This is a genomic window from Bradyrhizobium sp. BRP22 (genome assembly GCF_020194175.1).
Classification (GTDB): domain Bacteria; phylum Pseudomonadota; class Alphaproteobacteria; order Rhizobiales; family Xanthobacteraceae; genus Bradyrhizobium.
Genome location: NZ_JADYVX010000009.1, coordinates 237565 through 254670, shown reverse-complemented (window position 1 = coordinate 254670; position 17106 = coordinate 237565). Strand labels below are relative to the sequence as shown.

At 64.3% G+C, this 17106-nt stretch carries 15 protein-coding genes; 4 read left to right on the top strand and 11 right to left on the bottom strand.

The genetic code is table 11. The annotated features are described in order from the left end of the window. The first annotated feature begins 236 nt into the window (after positions 1–236). Positions 237–1865, top strand: a complete 1629-nt coding sequence (locus tag I6F35_RS15175) for a Spy/CpxP family protein refolding chaperone (RefSeq protein ID WP_225118491.1) — start codon at positions 237–239, stop codon at positions 1863–1865. A gap of 30 nt (positions 1866–1895) precedes the next feature. Here the strand turns inward: I6F35_RS15175 and I6F35_RS15170 are convergent, their stop codons facing one another. From I6F35_RS15170 to I6F35_RS15125, 10 genes are all read right to left on the bottom strand, one after another. Continuing rightward, positions 1896–2759 carry a sugar phosphate isomerase/epimerase family protein gene (locus I6F35_RS15170; RefSeq protein WP_225118475.1) on the bottom strand — a complete coding sequence of 288 codons (864 nt, stop codon included), beginning with the start codon at positions 2757–2759 and terminating at the stop codon, positions 1896–1898. Continuing rightward, the gene (locus I6F35_RS15165) at positions 2759–3952 is read right to left on the bottom strand and encodes a dihydrodipicolinate synthase family protein (protein WP_225118474.1); all 1194 of its coding nucleotides are present in this window, start codon (positions 3950–3952) and stop codon (positions 2759–2761) included. The genes I6F35_RS15170 and I6F35_RS15165 overlap by 1 nt, the downstream gene beginning before the upstream one ends. Positions 3953–3962: 10 nt before the next feature. Next, positions 3963–5114 (bottom strand): Gfo/Idh/MocA family oxidoreductase, encoded by a 1152-nt coding sequence (locus I6F35_RS15160; protein WP_225118473.1) that lies wholly within the window; start codon positions 5112–5114, stop codon positions 3963–3965. Next, complete coding sequence (locus tag I6F35_RS15155; RefSeq protein WP_225118472.1) at positions 5111–6514, bottom strand: hypothetical protein; 1404 nt, start codon at positions 6512–6514, stop codon at positions 5111–5113. The genes I6F35_RS15160 and I6F35_RS15155 overlap by 4 nt, the downstream gene beginning before the upstream one ends. 6 nt (positions 6515–6520) lie before the next feature. Further along, a complete protein-coding gene (locus I6F35_RS15150; RefSeq protein WP_225118490.1) occupies positions 6521–7366 on the bottom strand; it encodes an ABC transporter ATP-binding protein in 846 nt (281 codons plus the stop codon). 11 nt (positions 7367–7377) lie between these two features. Further along, positions 7378–8373 (bottom strand): ABC transporter substrate-binding protein, encoded by a 996-nt coding sequence (locus I6F35_RS15145; protein WP_225118471.1) that lies wholly within the window; start codon positions 8371–8373, stop codon positions 7378–7380. A gap of 136 nt (positions 8374–8509) precedes the next feature. Beyond that, positions 8510–9319, bottom strand: coding sequence for an ABC transporter permease (locus I6F35_RS15140; protein WP_225118470.1), 810 nt, complete (start codon positions 9317–9319; stop codon positions 8510–8512). Positions 9320–9598: 279 nt separating this feature from the next. After that, the gene (locus I6F35_RS15135; RefSeq protein ID WP_225118469.1) at positions 9599–10306 is read right to left on the bottom strand and encodes a TetR/AcrR family transcriptional regulator; all 708 of its coding nucleotides are present in this window, start codon (positions 10304–10306) and stop codon (positions 9599–9601) included. Positions 10307–10544: 238 nt separating this feature from the next. Then, complete coding sequence (locus I6F35_RS15130; RefSeq protein WP_225118468.1) at positions 10545–11393, bottom strand: VOC family protein; 849 nt, start codon at positions 11391–11393, stop codon at positions 10545–10547. Beyond that, on the bottom strand, positions 11390–12649 hold the full coding sequence (locus I6F35_RS15125) for a Glu/Leu/Phe/Val dehydrogenase (RefSeq protein ID WP_225118467.1): 1260 nt from the start codon (positions 12647–12649) through the stop codon (positions 11390–11392). Before I6F35_RS15125 ends, I6F35_RS15130 begins: the two co-directional genes overlap by 4 nt. A 219-nt stretch (positions 12650–12868) precedes the next feature. On the opposite strand from I6F35_RS15125, the gene I6F35_RS15120 reads away from it, so the two are divergent. Together I6F35_RS15120 and rbsK are read left to right on the top strand one after the other, a co-directional pair. After that, complete coding sequence (locus tag I6F35_RS15120; protein ID WP_225118466.1) at positions 12869–13762, top strand: sugar kinase; 894 nt, start codon at positions 12869–12871, stop codon at positions 13760–13762. Between the two features lie 15 nt (positions 13763–13777). Then, positions 13778–14689, top strand: a complete 912-nt coding sequence (gene rbsK, locus I6F35_RS15115; RefSeq protein ID WP_225118465.1) for a ribokinase — start codon at positions 13778–13780, stop codon at positions 14687–14689. 135 nt (positions 14690–14824) lie between these two features. Here rbsK and I6F35_RS15110 read toward each other — a convergent pair whose 3' ends face one another. Beyond that, positions 14825–16045, bottom strand: coding sequence for an FAD-dependent oxidoreductase (locus tag I6F35_RS15110; RefSeq protein ID WP_225118464.1), 1221 nt, complete (start codon positions 16043–16045; stop codon positions 14825–14827). A 260-nt stretch (positions 16046–16305) separates the two neighbouring features. Here I6F35_RS15110 and I6F35_RS15105 point away from each other — a divergent pair, with 260 nt between their 5' ends. Beyond that, positions 16306–17100 carry an enoyl-CoA hydratase-related protein gene (locus I6F35_RS15105; RefSeq protein WP_225118463.1) on the top strand — a complete coding sequence of 265 codons (795 nt, stop codon included), beginning with the start codon at positions 16306–16308 and terminating at the stop codon, positions 17098–17100. The last annotated feature ends 6 nt before the right edge of the window (positions 17101–17106 follow it).

Sequence of the window (17106 nt, the reverse complement as noted above, 5' to 3'; positions counted from 1 at the left end):
CTGCCATGGCTCGCCCCGCGGCACCACCCGCTATGGCTCGCCCCGCCGCACCACCGGCAATGGCACGGCCGGCCGCGCCGCCGCGACCGGCCATGGCGCCGCGCCCGACTCCGCACATCGCGGCACCGCCGCCACGCCCAGCGCCCCACGTTGCTACGCCGCCGCAGCGTCCGGCGATGGCACCGCGACCGACGCCCCATATCGCTGCACCGTCGCGCCCGAGCACACCGCCGACGGTGAGCGAGCGGCTGCCACGACAGCAGCAGATCGAACAGCGCGAGCAGCGCATCCAGCAGCAAAAGCAAATCGTGCAGGACCGGCAGCGCGAGACGCTTTCGCGCCAGACCGCAGATCGGCAGGGCCGCATCGACCGCCTCCAGCAGCGCGTGCAGCAATTGCAATCGCAAAAGGTAGAAGGCCCACGTGCACAGCGCGAGCAGGAGCGGTTGCTACAGACCCAGAACCGCCTGCTCCAGCGCGAGCAGCGCATGCAGCAACAGGATCAGGCGCGCATGCAGCGGTTGGGGCCGATCGAACGGACCGCCTCTGCGCAGGAGCGGCAGCGTGAGATGCTTTCGCGCCGGAGCGCCGAGCGCCAGACCCGTATCGATCGCCTGCAGCAGCGCGTGCAGGAACTACAATCGCGGAACGTAGAAGGCCCACGCGCGCAGCGCGCGCAGGAGCGGTTGCTGCAGGCGCAGAACCGCCTGCTCCAGCGCGAGCAGCGCATGCAGCAACAGGATCAAGCGCTCCTGCAGCGCTTGGGACCTGAACCTACTACCGTTGGACGCGCAGCTTCTGCTGCCTCGGTTGAGGCTGCAGCACGCGGGCGGTTTGCCGCGCAGTTCCGGAGCAATGATGCCCTGCAAGCCCAAGCGGCGCTCACGGCCCGGGAGCAGGCCTGGGCTCCCCGCCATGCTTGGCGGCACGGGAAGCACGCTGTGTTTGTGGCCTGGCTCGGCCCGGTGTTCTGGCCCTATGCCTATTCCGACATCTTCAACTACGCCTTCTGGCCCTATGCCTACGAACCCGGCTATTGGGCTTACGCTTACGACGACTTCGTCGATACCGTGTTCTGGGGTGCGGATAACCGTTATTCTGCCTACGCCAGCTATCCGGACCCGGGCGCGCCGATCACCGAATACCGAAGTCGCGGACGCCCGAGCGCGAGCCCAGAGGCTCTGCGGCAAGTGTGCGAAGCTCCGGACAAGGGCGTGACCGCCTGGCCGATTGCCGAGATCACGCGGGCCGTACAGCCGACACCCGAGCACCGCGCTCTGCTCGATGAATTGAAGGACGCGTCAGCAAAGGCTGCCGACGTGTTCAAGCAATCCTGCGTCGATTCCTACGCACTGACGCCGCCCGGCCGCTTGCGGGCGATGACGAACCGCGTCCGCGTCACGCTCGAGGCGGTGAGGATCGTGCGGCCGGCGCTGGAGAGGTTCTATGACTCGCTGAGCGACGAGCAAAAAGCGCGCTTCAATGCGCTCGGCCCCAATGTCAGCGATCGCTCGCAACAGCAGCCGCAGCGGGAAGCGTCCGAGTCCTGCGGCGATCCGAAGTCCAGCCTGACGCAGCTGCCGATCGAACGGATCGAAGCGGTGATACACCCCGCGGGCAAGCAAAAGGAAGCGCTCGACCGCTTGAGCAACGCGACAAAGAAAGCGGTTGCAGGGCTGCAAGCTGCATGCCCGGACGAGGTGCCACTGACGCCGGTCGGACGGCTCGAGGCGATGGAGAAGCGGCTCGAGGCCATGCTAGAGGCAGCCGATTGGGTGCAAGCCACATTGGACGAGTTCTATGCCACGCTGAGCAGTGAGCAGAAGGCACGCTTCAATACGCTACCGCAGACTGCAGGCCAGTGACCACGCTTCAGGGAATCTTGAGTACTGACCCTAAACCGCGGTCCGGTGCCGCTCGATGCAGATCCGCAAGACTTCATCCATCGACCGGCCCCACCAGTCGTTCGAAAATATCTCAATCTCGGAATAACCGGCGTACCCCTGCGCTTCCACCGCCGCACGCACCGATTTGATGTCGATCACGCCGTCGCCCATCATGCCGCGGTCGTTGAGGATGTCCCTGGTCGGCACCAGCCAGTCGCAGACATGAAACGCCAGCAGCCGGTCCTTGCCGGCGCGCGCGATCTGGGCCATCAACTCGGGATCCCACCAGATGTGATAGACGTCGAGCGCGACGCCCAGCATGCCGCTGCGCTGAGGGTCGAGCGCATCGCAGATATCCAGCGCCTGCCTGGTCGTGTTCACGCACGCGCGGTCGCCGGCATAGGCCGGATGCAACGGCTCGATCGCGAGCGGCAGCTTCGCCTCTCTTGCATATTCCAGCATCTCGGCGATGCCGTCATGCACCTGCGCGCGCGCCGCTGCGATGTCCTTCGAGGCTGCGCTGCCCGGCCGCGAATATTGCGGCAGGCCGCCGACCACAAGCACGATGCAGGAGGCGCCGAGCGCTTTGGCTTCGTCGACCGCGCGGCGGTTGTCGTCGCGCGCTTCGCTGCGATGCGCAGCGTCCGCGACGAACATGCCGCCGCGGCAATAGCCTGACAGTTCGAGCCCGGCATCGCGCACCGCGCGGACGGCGCGCTCGAGGCCGATGGCTGCGACCTGGTCGCGCCAGGGATCGATGGCGCGGATGCCGTGGCGCGCGCAGGCCTCGATGATCTCGACCAGGTCGCCCTGCTTGCGGACCGTCGCCGTGTTCAGCGACAGCCAGCGGTGATCGGAAGAAAAATCGCGCATCAGGGCTCAACGCCGCGCGTTGCCAGCACCGTTTGCATCCGCCGCGTCGCCAGTTCCGGATTGGCGAGCAGGCCGGCGGCATCGGCCAGGCGGAACAGTTCGGCTAGGTGCAGCGTCGAGCGCGCGCTCTCCTGTCCGCCGACCATGGTGAAGTGATCCTGGTGGCCGTTGAGATAAGCCATGAACACGATGCCGGTCTTGTAGAAGCGCGTCGGCGCCTTGAAGATGTGGCGCGATAGCGGCGCCGTCGGCCCCAGCACGTCGTGGAAGCCGGCCTCGTCGCCCGCGGCCAATCGCGACAGCGCGTAGGAGGCGGCCGGCGCGATCGCATCGAAAATCCCGAGCAGCGCGTGCGAGAATCCTTTCTCGTCGCCCGCGATCAGCTCGGCATAGTTGAAGTCGTCACCGGTATACATCTTGACGCGAGGATCGAGCCGCCGGCGCATGTCGATCTCGCGCTGCTTGTCGAGCAGCGACACCTTGACGCCGTCGACCTTGGCTGCGTGAGCATTGATGATGGCAACCGCCGTGTCCATCGCCTTGTCGAGGTCGGTGGTGCCCCAATAGCCTGACAGCGCCGGATCGAACATGTCGCCGAGCCAGTGGATGATCACGGGCTCGCGGACCTGCGACAGCACGCGGTCGTAGACCTTGGCGTAGTCCTCCGCGCTGCGCCCGAGCTTCGCCAGCGCGCGCGAGCACATCAGGATGATGCGGCCGCCGATCTTCTCAATCGCGGCGATCTGCTCCTCATAGGCGCGGATCACGTCGTCGATGCTCTTGGCCCCCTCCACCGCGAGGTGGTCGGTACCGGCGCCGGAAAACACCAGCGCATTTCCCTTTGCCCTCGCCGCGCTCACGGAGCGCCGGATCAATTCCAGCGAGGTGTTCCAGTCGAGCCCCATGCCGCGCTGCGCGGTGTCCATCGCCTCCGCGACACCCAGTCCCAAATCCCAGACATGTTCGCGAAATGCGATCGTCTTGTCCCAGTCGACGGCAGCGGTGAGCCACGGATCGACATCAGCCCGCGGGTCAGCCACGACATGCGCCGCCGAGAATGCAACGCGATTCAGCGTCCCCTCAAGCTTGGCGGGAAAGGTCCGCGACGCCGCAAGGCGGTAAGTCTCAAGGCCACCGCTCGCGGTCGGCAGCTTCAGCGAGAGCGAAGACATCGGTGGGACTGGCTTGTTCATGGTCGCATCCTCACAGCCTGATCGGTTCGACGTCGATCCAGCGCCGCTCCTTCCAGCTCTTCAGCGCGCATTCGGCAAGCTGCACACCCTTGGCGCCTTCGAGCAGCGTGTATTTGTAAGGGGCGTCCTCGCAGACATGGCGGATGAACATCTCCCACTGTTCCTTGAAACCGTTGTCGTAAGAGACATTGTCGGGCAGCTTCTGCCAGTCGGCGTAGAAATCGTGCAGCCGCTTCTCGTCCGGATTCCACACCGGCCGCGGCGTCGCCTGCCGCGCCTGGATCATGCAGTCGGTCAGCCCCGCCACCGCCGAGCCATGGGTGCCGTCGACCTGGAAGGTTACGAGATCGTCGCGATAGACCCGCGTCACCCAGCTCATGTTGATATGCGCGATCACGCCGCCCTTAAGCTGGAAGGTCGCATAGGCGGAATCGTCGGCGGTGGCCTTGTAGGCCTTGCCCTTCTCGTCGTAGCGCTCCGGGATATCCGTCGTGCCGAGGCAGGAGATGCTCTGCACCTCGCCGAAAAGGTTATCGAGCACGTAGCGCCAGTGGCAGACCATGTCGAGGATGATGCCGCCGCCGTCCTCAGTGCGGTAATTCCACGATGGCCGCTGCGCCTCCTGCCAGCCGCCTTCGAACACCCAGTAGCCGAACTCGCCGCGCACCGAGAGCATGCGGCCGAAGAAGCCGGAGTCGCGCAGGAACGCTAGCTTCTTCAAGCCGGGCAGGAACAGCTTGTCCTGCACCGTGCCGTGCTTGAGGCCCTTGGCGTTGGCGAGCCTCACCACCGCAATCGCTTCGTCCAGATTGGTCGCGATCGGCTTCTCGCAATAGACATGCTTGCCGGCGTTGATCGCCTTGGTCAGCAGTGAGGGCCGCGCCTGGGTAGTCGCGGCATCGAAGAACACGGTGTCATCGGGATTGGCCAGCGCCTTGTCGAGGTCGGTGGTGACGCGGGCGATCTCGAAGCGCTTTGCGAGCGCGCCGACCTTCTCGGCATCGCGGCCGACCAGGATCGGATCCGGCATGATGCGGTCGCCGTTCGAGAGCAGCACCCCGCCCTGATTGCGGATCGCGACGATCGAGCGGATCAGATGCTGGTTGAGCCCCATCCGGCCTGTGACGCCGTTCATGATCAGGCCGAGACGCTTGGTGGTCATAGTGCTTGCTCCTGCAGAATTCTTGTCGTTGGCCGCGCGAGCGGCGACAAAGTGGACCGGTCCGGATGCACGGAAGTGGCAAAGCCCGGCGTCGTCAGCGATCCCGTCAGCAGATCGCCGTCATGGATGGCGAGGCGCACCTTGCCGCCGTCGTGCACGTAGAGATCGGGATGCGCCGACAGAAACGCCTCCGCCTCGGCCGCGGGCGTCGCCGCAAAACCGTCGACATAGTGATGCCCGTTGCGCTCGGCATGGGTGACGCCGATCAGCGCGCCGAGCGCCAGATCCTGCTGCACGGCGAGCCCCGCCTGGCAGGTCAGGTCCTCGCCGGTGATAAAATACGCCACGCCATCCGCGCTCCATTTGGCCGCGCGCGTCGCATTGACGATCGACTTGTAAATGCCCTTGCAGGATTTCGAGGAGATGCCGCGATAGCCGAGCGCCCGCGCCTCCGGGAACGCATCGTAGGAATCATCGGCCTCGTCGATGATGAAGCCGCGCGCCGCCAGCGCACCCAGCGCCGAGGCCTTGGTGATGTCGCGCGGCATCGGCTGCTCGATATAGAGCAGCCTTGCGGCGATCGGCTGCAATGCGCTGTCGTTGTCAAGACGATCGACCAGTGCGCCGAGCGCCGCAACATCGGCATATTGCTCGTTGGCGTCGAGCGTGATCTTGTAGTCGTGCGGCAGCGTCGCGAGCTCGTTGCCGATCCGGATCAGCCGCGCCGCGTCATGCTCGGGATCGCCATTGAGCTTGAGCTTGAAATAGCGCGCGCCGGCATTTTCCTTGGCGTCGGCAACGCCGCCCTCGCCTTCGATCTTGTCGTCGAGGCCAACGGTGTGCCGGATCGCGACGCGCTCGAGCCGCTTGCGCCCGGCAAGGAACGCCACGATGTCACCGTCCTCCAGATCGCGCGACAGCCGTGCATCGATGCCGGCAATGTTCCGCGCCATGCCGTCGAAAAAGTTGGCACCGACCGCGCGCAGCAGCGCATCGAGGATCGCCTTGTCGATTTCCGCAGGCCCATAGGCTGCCGCGAGCGGCGGTATGTCGTCGCGCGCGCAGGCGTCGACCTGTGCGCCGATGCACGCCGCATGCAGACCGAACGCTGTCTCGAAGCTGGAATGCGCGAGATACAGCTCCCGCGCGATCAAGAGCGAGCGCCGGAGTTCGTCCACCGTCTGTTGCGGTGCGAGTTCCGGCCGCTTGTCGAACCATTTCGGCACCAGGAATTCCGCGCTCGCGCCGACCGCCCGGCCCTGCCCCTCGACCTCGATCTCAACCCGCACGAAGGCTTGACGCGCGGCGTTGACCACGACCGCGCCAAACCGGAACGGCCGGGCAAAGCTGACCGGACGTTCGAACAGGGCGATATCTCGGACAACGAGACGAGGCGGCATCGAAGCTCAGTCCAGCGACCCTTGGGTGAAGAAATGCTTGCGGATGCGCTGTACCAGCTCGGTGAAGACAGGATCCGACATCGCATCCAGCGAGCGCGGCCGGGGCAGCGGCACATCGTAGATCGCCGCGATCGCGCCGGGACGCTCGGTCATCACGAGCACGCGGTCGGCGAGGAACACCGCCTCGGGAATCGAGTGCGTGATCAAGAGCACGGTCTTGCCGGTCTCGCGCTGGATCCGCATCAATTCGACATTCATGCGCTCGCGCGTCATCGCATCCAGCGCGCCGAATGGCTCGTCCATCAGCATGATCTTGGGATCATGCACCAGAGCGCGGCATATCGAGGCGCGCTGCTGCATGCCGCCGGAGAGCTGCCATGGCAGCTTCTTCTCGAAGCCTTCGAGGCCGACCAGCTTCAGAAGCTCTTTCGCGCGCGGCAGATACTTCTCCCGGGAGAGCTTCTTCATGTCGATCGGCAGCATCACGTTGGAGAGGATGTTCCGCCACGGCAGCAGCAGCGCGTTCTGGAACACGATGCCGACATTGCCGTGCGGCTTGGTCACCTGTTCGCCCTCGACCAGGATCTCGCCTGTCGTCGGCGGCAGCAGACCGGAGATCATCTTCAGCAGGGTCGACTTGCCGCAGCCGGATGGACCGACCACGACGAAGAACTCGCCCTGGTTGATGTGGAAGTCGAGCGGCCGCAGCGACGGCACGTCGCCGTCGCGCGAGCGGTAGGTCTTGGAAACTCCGGACAGCTTGATGCCGGATTTGTCGCCGGCGGCACGGTCGGAGACCAGGCGCAGATGCGCGCCCGGTTGATCCACATGGCTCTGTGTCGCCGGCTTCATCGCAGGTGCTTTCACGAGTCGCCCTTCGGCAGGTAGTCGTTGGTATAAAAGGCCTTCGGATTGTCCTTGGCCTTGGGATCAAGCCCGCCATACTCGACCATCAGATTGACCGAGTCGGTCATGTTCTGGTCGGTGACCTGGAATGGCCGCTTGGTCTTCGTTTCATCGGTGCGATAGAGCGGGATCGTCAGTTCGAAGCCCTGGGTCAGCGTCTCGATCTTGCCGCCCTTGGGGTTGGCATCGAGGATCGATTGTGCAGCGGCCTTCGGCTCCTTCTCGGCGGCTTCCACCGCCTTGGTCGTCGCCGACATGAAGCGACGGACGAGATCGGCATTCGCCTTGACGTAATCGCTGTTGGCGATGATGCCCGAGGAGACCAAATGGATGCCGTAGTCGGCGAACTTGATCGGATAGACGTCCTTGCCGGTGGCGTCCTTGATCTTCATCGACTGGTCCATGACGTAGCCGAGCAGCAGATCGGCCTGGCCGTTGATAACAGCGTTCAGCTTGGTCTGGCCGTCGCCGGCAACCGTCTGGAAATCGCTCTCCTTCAGGCCGGTCTTCTTCAAAAACAGCGGCCAGATCTGCGTCATGGAATCCGCCGGCGTGATCGCGACGGTCTTGCCCTTGATGTCCTCGGGCTTGCGGATGTTCTTGTCGACGAAGCCCATCGCCGACATCGGGCTGGTCTGCAGCAGCACGCCGGTCGCGATGACGGGCGCGCCCTTCACGGCCGCGCGCATCATGGTGGGAATATCGACATAGCCGAAATTGGCGGTCTTGGCGGCCACCGCCTGCGTGGTCGCAGCCGAGCCGCGGCCTTCCTGGATTTCAAGATCGATGCCTTCGGCAGCATAGATACCCTTGGCCTTGCCGTAATAGAATGGCGCGTGCTCGCCATAGACGTACCAGTTCAGCATCAGCACCACCTTGTCGGCGGCTGATGCCGGAAGCATGGTCATTGTTGTCCAGGTCAGCGTCGCCAGGATCACAGCTATCAATCGCATGTTGTTCTCCTCCCTCTCCCCGTCGTTGCGGGCTACGCGACGCAATCCATTCCTCCACTGGCCACTGGCGGGCTATTGATTGCTTCGTTGCGCTCGCAATGACGACAAACCTTATGCTGTTGTCTTTCCGGGTAACTCACGAAGCGAAAATAATGTCCTCGCGCTGGCTGACATGCCAGGGAATAACCAGGCGCTCGATGCGGTCGACAATCCAGAACAGGACGACGCCGAGCAGCGCCAGGATCACCAGCGCGGCGAACATCGTCGGCAGATCAAAGGTTCCAATCGAGCGCTGCATCACATAGCCGATGCCGGAATTGGAGCCGACGAACTCGCCGACGACGGCGCCGACCACCGCCAACGTCACCGACACTTTCAGTCCGGAAAAGATCGCGGGCATTGCATGCGGCAAATTGACGGCGCGGAACACCTGGAAGCGGCTGCCCTGCATCGCGCGCGCGAGATCGACCATGTCGGGGTCAACGGACTTGAATCCCTGCACCGCCGAGACGACCACCGGGAAGAAGCCGAGCAGGAACGCCGAGATTACCTTCGGGATGATGCCGAAACCGAACCACACGACAAACAGCGGCGCGATCGCGATTTTCGGCACCGACTGCGAGAATACCAGGAGCGGATAGACATAGCTCTCCACCGTCTTCGATCCCGCAATCAGCATCGCGACGGGAATGCCGAACACGGCCGACAACAGGAAGCCGCAGATCGTCGCATACGTTGTCGGCCACGACTGCCGGAGCAGTTCCGGCCACTCCGTGCGCAGCACGGCGACGACATCGCCCGGCGCCGGGATCTGGTAGGCGGGAATCTGGAACAGGCGGATGGCGAGGTCCCAGGCCACCACAATGAATACCAGGAACAGAAATGGGCGCACCCACGCCGCATTGAGCAGCCTCGACAGGCTGCCCGCCTCCTTGCTCTCCGTCACGTTCCGCATCCCTGCTTGATCGCTTCTCGGATCGGAAATTAACCCGTTGGATAAATACTGTCCAGCCCGATCCCGCGCGGCAAAATCGCCGCAGAGACGTTCGCTGCTGCAAAAAACCTGATGTCGTCCCGGCCTTGAGCCGGGACCCGTAACCACGGGCTTTGTAATTGTACGAGTATCAGCCCGTAGCCGGATGAAGCGCGGCGCAATCCGGGATCGGCGGCCCCGCGATGCGACGTCCCGGATTTCGCTGCGCTCCATCCGGGCTGCGGCGTTTCGCTAAACCGCCTGCTGCGCCGTTACCTGCAGCTTCGGCGCCTTGCTCTTTCCGAACGTCGCGATCGACTTTCCTGTCAGCGCCGCCAGGACCAGCGCGATCATGTGCGACAGCCGCTCGTCGCGGGCGTCTTTCGACAACAGATCGCGGCCGAAGATCACGCTCAGCGTCGCGCTGTTGGAGAGATAGAAGAAGGCGAGCGCGGCGATCGAGATGTAAAGTTGCACCGGATCGACCGCGGCGCGGAAATCGCCGCTCTCCACGCCGCGTGTCACCACGGTGCGGATCATCTCGACGAACGGCGAATGCATCGATTTGACCTTGGTCGAACGTTTCAAATGCCGCGCTTTGGCAAGGTTCTCGGTATTCAGCAGCGCCAGGAATTCCGGGTTGCGGATGAAATAGTTCCAGGTGAAGTCGATCAGCCGCGCGATCGCCTCGGGCGGCTCCAGATGTTCGAGATCGAGGCCGCGCTCCTCGGCACGGATCTTCTCATAGGCGCCCTCGAGCACCTCGAGATAGAGGTCTTCCTTGTTGCCGACGTGATAATAGAGCATGCGCTTGTTGGCGCCCGCCTTCTTGGCGATGCTGTCGACGCGCGCGCCGGCGAGCCCATGGGCGGCAAACTCCGCCTTCGCCGCCTCCAGGATGCGCAGCCGCATCCCCTCGGGGTCACGCTGCCACTTCAGAACTCGCTTTGTCTTGGCCAATCGGATCGCTCAATTCAGTCGGAACGTTGGATGTAGCACGACCGAGAGCGTTTGAGAATGAATCACGCATGCCCACCAGCCGTCATTCCGGGCCGCGCGTACGCGCGAACCCGGAATCCATCTGGCCACAGCGCAGGCGGCGACATGGATTCCGGGTTCGTCCTTCGGACGCCTCCGGAATGACGGCATCGTTCAGGGCTTGCCCCGGACGACAACGGCGGGAGGCGTGAGCGAATCGCTACGCTACGACGGGAGCGGACGGCTGCACGAGCAGCGTCGGCACGCTGCAGGTGCCGGTGCGCACGGTCATCACGCGCGTGCCCGGCTTGCGGCCGGTGCGGATCTCCGAGACGTCCACGCCGGCGGCAACGAGCCGGGCATGCGTGGCGTCGATGTCGGTGACGCGCCAGCAGACGCCGCGCAGACGGTCCGGCGCATCGGCCTCGGCCTTGCCGGGCTTGTGCGCAACCTCGACGATCAGATCGCCGCAGCGGAAGAACATCAGCCGGCCCCAATCTGCATGCGAACGATCGAGCGCCATGTCGAGGCCAAGGCGAGCGCCATAGAGCGCGGCGGCGCGTTCGGGATCGGCGGTCGCGACGACCACATGATCCATCGCGGTGATGCCTGCGGGCTGGGTGCGGACCGAGAGCGGGCGCTCCTTCTCGCGCTCGAGGAAGAACATCCGCACGCCGCGCGTCGCATCGGTGGCAGCGCGGGTGCGCTTCCACGACAGCGTCACGCCGGAAATCTCGTCCTGGCTTTCCACCTCCGAGACCGGCTCCGGCCGCAGCGTCAGCCGCTCCAGCCGGCGATGCATCCTTGTGATGTCGTTGGTGCGGAAGCACAGGCTCGCGAGCCCCTCGCCCTGCGATGCCAGCACGGCCCGGATGCGGCCCGCGTTGTCGCCTTCGCCGCTCGGCGCCATCAACTCCAGCGAGGTATTATCGAGCGTGAACAGCACCCGCGCGGCGCCATCGCTGACGTTCTTCCACGCCGGCGAGCGCGCGAACAGCGTCTCGTACGCCGCCGTTGCCGCTTCGATATCGCCGGTCAGGACGACGACATGGTCAAGTGCGGTGATCATGGGAACAGCCCTCGCGTGTTCTTGGCAGCACGGACCTTCTCCACCCCGATCGCCATCGCCGCGGTGCGATGCGGGATGTTGTCGGCTTTCGCGCGCTTCAGCATCGTCTCGAATGCGCGATCGAGGATCTGGTATTCGCGCCGCATCACCTCCTCCTCTTCCCAGAACAATTGCTGCAGATCCTGCACCCATTCGAAGTAGCTGACCACCACGCCGCCGGAATTGCAGAGGATATCGGGAATGAGGAAGATCTCATTGCGGCGCTTGTCCAGGACCAGATCGGCCTCCGGCGTGGTCGGTCCGTTGGCGCCTTCCGCCAGCACGCGGCACCTGAGCCTGCTCGCGACGCGGGCGTCGATCACGCGCTCCATCGCTGCCGGCACCAGTACGTCGCAGGGAAGCGTCAGCACCTCGGCGGGGTCGAAATGCAGCTCGTTGGAGAAGCCGGCGATGCTGCCATGCAGCTGCGCATGATGCATCAGCGCGGGAATGTCGAGGCCTTTCTCGTCGTAGAGCGCGCCGGTGTGATCGGAGACTGCGGTGATCTTGAGACCATAATTCTGCAGTTCCAGCGCCGCATAGGAGCCGACATTGCCGAAACCCTGGACCACGGCGGTGGCGCCGGAGGGATTGATCGCAAGCTCCTTCAGCACCCGTCTCGCAAGATAGGCCACGCCGCGCCCGGTCGCCTCGCGCCGGCCGAGCGTGCCGCCGGAAGACACCGGCTTGCCGGTGACGATCTCGGTCACAGTCTGGCCCTGGTACATCGAATAGGTGTCCATGAACCAGGCCATCACCTGCTCATTGGTGCCCATGTCCGGAGCCATCACGTCGGTATGCGGGCCGACAAAGGGAATCATCTCCTGCATATAGCGGCGCGACAGCGACTCCAGTTCGCGCTTGGAAATCTGGGTCACATCGACATTGACGCCACCCTTGGCACCGCCATAGGGCAGGCCGACGAGAGCGCATTTCCAGCTCATCCAGATCGCGAGCGCGGCGACCTCGCCGATGTCGACGGAGGGCGCAAAGCGGGTGCCGCCCTTGGTCGGCCCCATCGTGAGGTGGTGCTGCACGCGGTAGCCTTCGAACACCGCCACTGTGCCATCGTCGCGGTGGATCGGGCAGGACACGGTGACGGACCGTTTCGGCATCAGCAGCCGCTCGCGCTCGTCCATCGGGATTTCGAGGTGGTTGGCGATCACGTTGAACTGGTTCGCCGCCATCTCGAACACCGGCCCGGAATATACGGTCATTGTGCCCCCTTTGTCTTACAACCAGGAACTCAGAACAGCCGCCGCCCGTTATCGGGCGGCATGCTGGCAAAACCGAAAAACGGTGGTAGTCCCCTCAGTGGGCCATCTCAAGCCGCAAAGACGGCATGGTTGCGAATAATTTCAGCGAACGCACATAATAAGCGGTGCTAAGCTGAAGCTGCCGCCGGGACCCACCCATCACCCCACGACGGAAAACGAATGCAGGCTCTCTTCATCGGACAGACCTATATCGACGTCACCTTCATCACCGACCATGTGCCGACTGGCGACGAGAAACATGTAGCCGACGCCTACGCGGTCTCCTTTGGCGGCAACGCGGTCACTGCGGCATTTTGCTGCGCCAAGCTCGGCATCGTGCCGGATCTGATCGCCACCATGGCGAATGATTGGCTCGGGCGGATGTTCTGGGACATGGCGGCGAAATACGGAATCTCGGTCCACCCGCGCAAGGTCAACTCTTCCTCGCTGTCCTTCATCATGCCGAAGGACGGCAAGCGCGCCATCGTCCGCTGCCGCGACGACGAGCATATCCATCCCTTCCCGCTCTTGAACCTGAAGGGCTGCCGCGCGCTGCATATCGATGGCCACCAGCCGGACGCTGCCATTCATTATGCAAGGCTCTGCCGCGAGGACGGCATCCTGACGTCGCTCGACGGCGGCGGCCTGCGCACCAACACCCACGAGCTGCTGGAATATATCGACGTCGCGATCGTCGCCGAGCGCCTCTGCGAGCAGATGGACAAGACGCCTGAGCACATGCTGGATTATCTGAAGAGTCGTGGCTGCCGGGTCGGCGGCGTCACGATGGGTGAACGCGGCCTGCTGTGGTATGACGAAGCCGGCGTGGTCCGCACCATGCCTGCGCTGCCGATCCCGCGCGACCGCGTGATCGACACCAACGGCGCAGGAGACGTTTTTCACGGCGCATACATCCATTCCTACCTCGCGCATCCCGGCAAAACCTGGAAGGATCATTTCGAGTTCGCGCGCGCGGCCTCGACCTACAAGATCCAGAAGCTCGGCAACGAGGCAGGTCTGCCCACGCTCGCCGACATCGAAGCGGTGAAGCGCGAGTTTCAGGTCAGCGCATAGGGAGCGCTCTTAGACATGGGCCGGGTTTTTGTCGCCGGCAGCATCAACATGGATGTGGTGGCGGCCGCCGAGCGCCACCCGCGCGTCGGCGAGACCGTCGCGGGCAGCGCCCTGCTCTATTTCCCTGGCGGCAAGGGCGCCAACCAGGCCGTCGCCGCCGCCAAGCTCGGCGCGCCAACCACGCTGATTGGCCGCCTCGGCAAGGACGCCTTTGGAGAACAGTTGCGGACATTCCTTGCAGTCCAGGGCGTCGACCTCAGCTTCGTCAAGGACACGGCCGAGACACATACGGGCACCGCGATCATCACCGTTGCCGACGCGGACAACACCATCGTCGTGGTGCCTGGCGCGAATGCGCTGGTTGATGCCGACGATGTCGCGGCACCCGTGTTGGCAAAGGGCGACGTTGCGGTGAGCCAGTTCGAGATCCCGCAGGCGACTATCGCCACCTTCTTCAAGAGCGTTCGCGCCGGTGGCGCGACCACGATCCTCAATCCCGCACCGGCCAGCAAATTTGATCGTCAATTGCTCGACCTCGTCGATATCCTCATTCTCAACGAGACCGAGCTCGGCTTCCTCACAGGGCGCGAGCTGCGCGACAGCGACAGCCGCGACCGCTTCACCGATGCAGCCCGTTCATTGGCGGGGAGAGACAAGATCGTCTGCATCACGCTAGGCAAGCGCGGCGTGCTGGCGCTGGTGCAAGGCGAGCCGCTGATGGTGCCGGGCCGTGAAGTCAAGGCGATCGACACCACCGGCGCCGGCGATTGCTTCGTCGGCGCACTGGCATCGCAACTCGCCGTCGGAAGCGGCCTTCATCACGCGCTCGATTACGCCAATGCCGCCGCATCCATCTGCGTGCAACGAATGGGCGCCGCGCCGTCGATGCCGACGGCGGCGGAGGTCGCGAACATACTCGATGCGTAGGGTGGACACGCCCCTTTGCCCACCCTAGAGCATTTTCGGTTCTGATTGAATCAGAACCGAAGCTCTAGATTCTTGTTTTGACGCGTTTTCTTCACGCGAACCGGTCTCCACTTCGCTCGAAAACGCTCTAAGGCATCACTTCAATGCGCTCTTCAGATCGAAGCTCGGATCGGCCGCCTGCTCCGGCGTGATCGAGCCGCCAGCGCCGAGCAATCTTCGGCCGAACATGTGGTCGCCGGCGCGGTTGACGGATTCGATGCCGACGAGATGGCCGTCGCGGTAGCAGAACGCCGAGAACTGCCCCTGCTCGCGATCGCCGCGTACGACGACGCGATCATAGCCGGTGGTCAGGCCCGCCATCTGCAATTTGTCCGGCCCCTGGTCGCTCCAGAACCACGGCAGCCCGTCATACGCTTTGGCGTGACCCGTGAGCCGCGCGGCGACGCAGCGTGCATGATCTGTCGCGTTCTGCACCGACTCGAGCCGCAACGAGCCACCGAACCGCTCGCTCTTGTACAGCGCGCAATCGCCGATTGCAGAGATATTCGGATCGGTCGTGAGCAGGTGCTCGTCGACGATGATGCCCGACGCGACCTGCAGGTCCGCCTCCGCTGCGAGCTCGACATTCGGCAAGACGCCGACGCCGACCACGACGAGGTCGGCCGGGATATGCCGGCCGTCGCTGAGGCTGACGCCGGTCACCCTGCCATCGGTGGCCTCGATGCTCGTGACCTGAACGCCGAGATGGATGCGGATGCCGGTCGCTGTATGCCTCGACTGGAAATAGTCGGAGATTTCCGCGGTCACCGCGCGCGCCATGACGCGTGCGGCCAGTTCAACCACGTCGACCTCGAGGCCCTTTGCGCGCGCGGTCGCGGCGAACTCCAGCCCGATGAAGCCGGCGCCGATCACAACGACGCGGAGTCCGGGCTTGAGCAGATGCCGCAGCGCCTCGCTCTCGTCCAGGGTGCGCAGGTAGCGCACCGCCTCCAGATTGGCGTTGGGGATATCGAGCAGCCGGTTGCGCGCGCCGGTCGCCAGCACCAGGTGCCCGTAATCGAGCGAGGTGCCGGAATGAAGCGTGAGCTTTCGCGCGGCACGGTCGATCGAGGCGGCGCGATCAGTGACCAGATCGATGTTGTGCTCGTGGTAGAACTTTTCCGGCCGGAACACCAGCGTTTCCGGGCCGCTGGTTCCCTTCAGGTAAGCCTTCGACAAAGGCGGCCGCTGGTACGGCAGATGGCCTTCGTCATTGATGAGCGCGATGCGCTCGGCAAAGCCGTCCTGCCGCAGGGACGCAGCAAGCTGGAAGCCGGCGTGTCCCGCGCCGACGATGATCACCGGTCCTGCCGTCATCGCGACAGCCCGTTTGCAGACGCACAGGAGCAACCCACGCCGTTTCCTCTCTCCGCTGATGTGGCTTGTCGCCTCACCCTCGCGGCGCTCGTGTCCGCGTCTCAGATGATGGCGAGCGCCATTTGGCCTCATGCTTTGCCGCGATGCAAGAGCGTTTCCGGCGGCGAGACGAAATAAGGTGCCATTTTATGGCGGGCGGGATTGTCACCCCTCCCCTCTGAGACTTAAATGCCTGACAACCGTCCTGCCTGGAGGCCCCCATGCCGACACCCGACGCCACCGCGACCGAACCGGCGCTGCTCAACATCGACGGTGCGATTGCCACGATCACGCTCAACCGGCCGGCGGCCTTCAACGCGATCGATCTCTCGATCGCAAAGAAACTCGAGCAGTTTGGCGCTGACGTCGAGCGCAACGACAATATCCGCGTGCTGGTCATCGAAGGCGCAGGCCGCGCTTTTTGCGCCGGCGGCGATCTGCAAACGATTGGCGCGGCAGTTGAGGCCAATGATGTCAACTCGGTCGTCGGGGAGTTGCTCAAGCACTACCACGCCTTCATCGCGACGCTCCGGCGGATGCCCAAGCTCGTGCTGGCGAGCGTGCACGGCTCGGCGGCCGGTGCAGGCCTGTCGCTGGCTTTCGTTGCCGATCTCTGCATCGCGGCTGAAGACGCGCGCTTCACGCCGGCCTATGCCAAGATCGGCGTTTCGCCCGATGGCGGCGGCACCGTCGGCCTCGCCGCGAGCGTCGGCCCTCGCCGCGCGCTGCAGGTCTTCCTGGCCGAGGACAGTTTTTCGGCGGCGCAGGCCTACGACTGGGGCCTCGTCGCAAAGGTCGTTCCGGCAGTCGAGTTGAAGGCCGCGACGCGCGAGTTTGCGCTCAGACTCGCACAGACCGCGCCGGCCGGGCTGGCCGCGACGAAGGCCTTGATCCATCGCGCGCCGACAACGCCGATCCAGGCACAGCTGGACGCCGAGCGCGATGCCATCATCGACTGCATGCAAACAGACGAATTTCGCGTTGCCGTGAAAAAATTCACCAGCAAGTCGAAATAGGATCGA

Bases quoted from the DNA above. Each gene is read 5' to 3' on its own strand.
- I6F35_RS15170 (WP_225118475.1), bottom strand. From the start codon at position 2,759: ATGCGCGATTTTTCTTCCGATCACCGCTGGCTGTCGCTGAACACGGCG.
- I6F35_RS15165 (WP_225118474.1), bottom strand. From the start codon at position 3,952: ATGAACAAGCCAGTCCCACCGATGTCTTCGCTCTCGCTGAAGCTGCCG.
- I6F35_RS15160 (WP_225118473.1), bottom strand. From the start codon at position 5,114: ATGACCACCAAGCGTCTCGGCCTGATCATGAACGGCGTCACAGGCCGG.
- I6F35_RS15155 (WP_225118472.1), bottom strand. From the start codon at position 6,514: ATGCCGCCTCGTCTCGTTGTCCGAGATATCGCCCTGTTCGAACGTCCG.
- I6F35_RS15150 (WP_225118490.1), bottom strand. From the start codon at position 7,366: ATGAAGCCGGCGACACAGAGCCATGTGGATCAACCGGGCGCGCATCTG.
- I6F35_RS15145 (WP_225118471.1), bottom strand. From the start codon at position 8,373: ATGCGATTGATAGCTGTGATCCTGGCGACGCTGACCTGGACAACAATG.
- I6F35_RS15130 (WP_225118468.1), bottom strand. From the start codon at position 11,393: ATGATCACCGCACTTGACCATGTCGTCGTCCTGACCGGCGATATCGAA.
- I6F35_RS15125 (WP_225118467.1), bottom strand. From the start codon at position 12,649: ATGACCGTATATTCCGGGCCGGTGTTCGAGATGGCGGCGAACCAGTTC.
- I6F35_RS15120 (WP_225118466.1), top strand. From the start codon at position 12,869: ATGCAGGCTCTCTTCATCGGACAGACCTATATCGACGTCACCTTCATC.
- rbsK (WP_225118465.1), top strand. From the start codon at position 13,778: ATGGGCCGGGTTTTTGTCGCCGGCAGCATCAACATGGATGTGGTGGCG.
- I6F35_RS15110 (WP_225118464.1), bottom strand. From the start codon at position 16,045: ATGACGGCAGGACCGGTGATCATCGTCGGCGCGGGACACGCCGGCTTC.
- I6F35_RS15105 (WP_225118463.1), top strand. From the start codon at position 16,306: ATGCCGACACCCGACGCCACCGCGACCGAACCGGCGCTGCTCAACATC.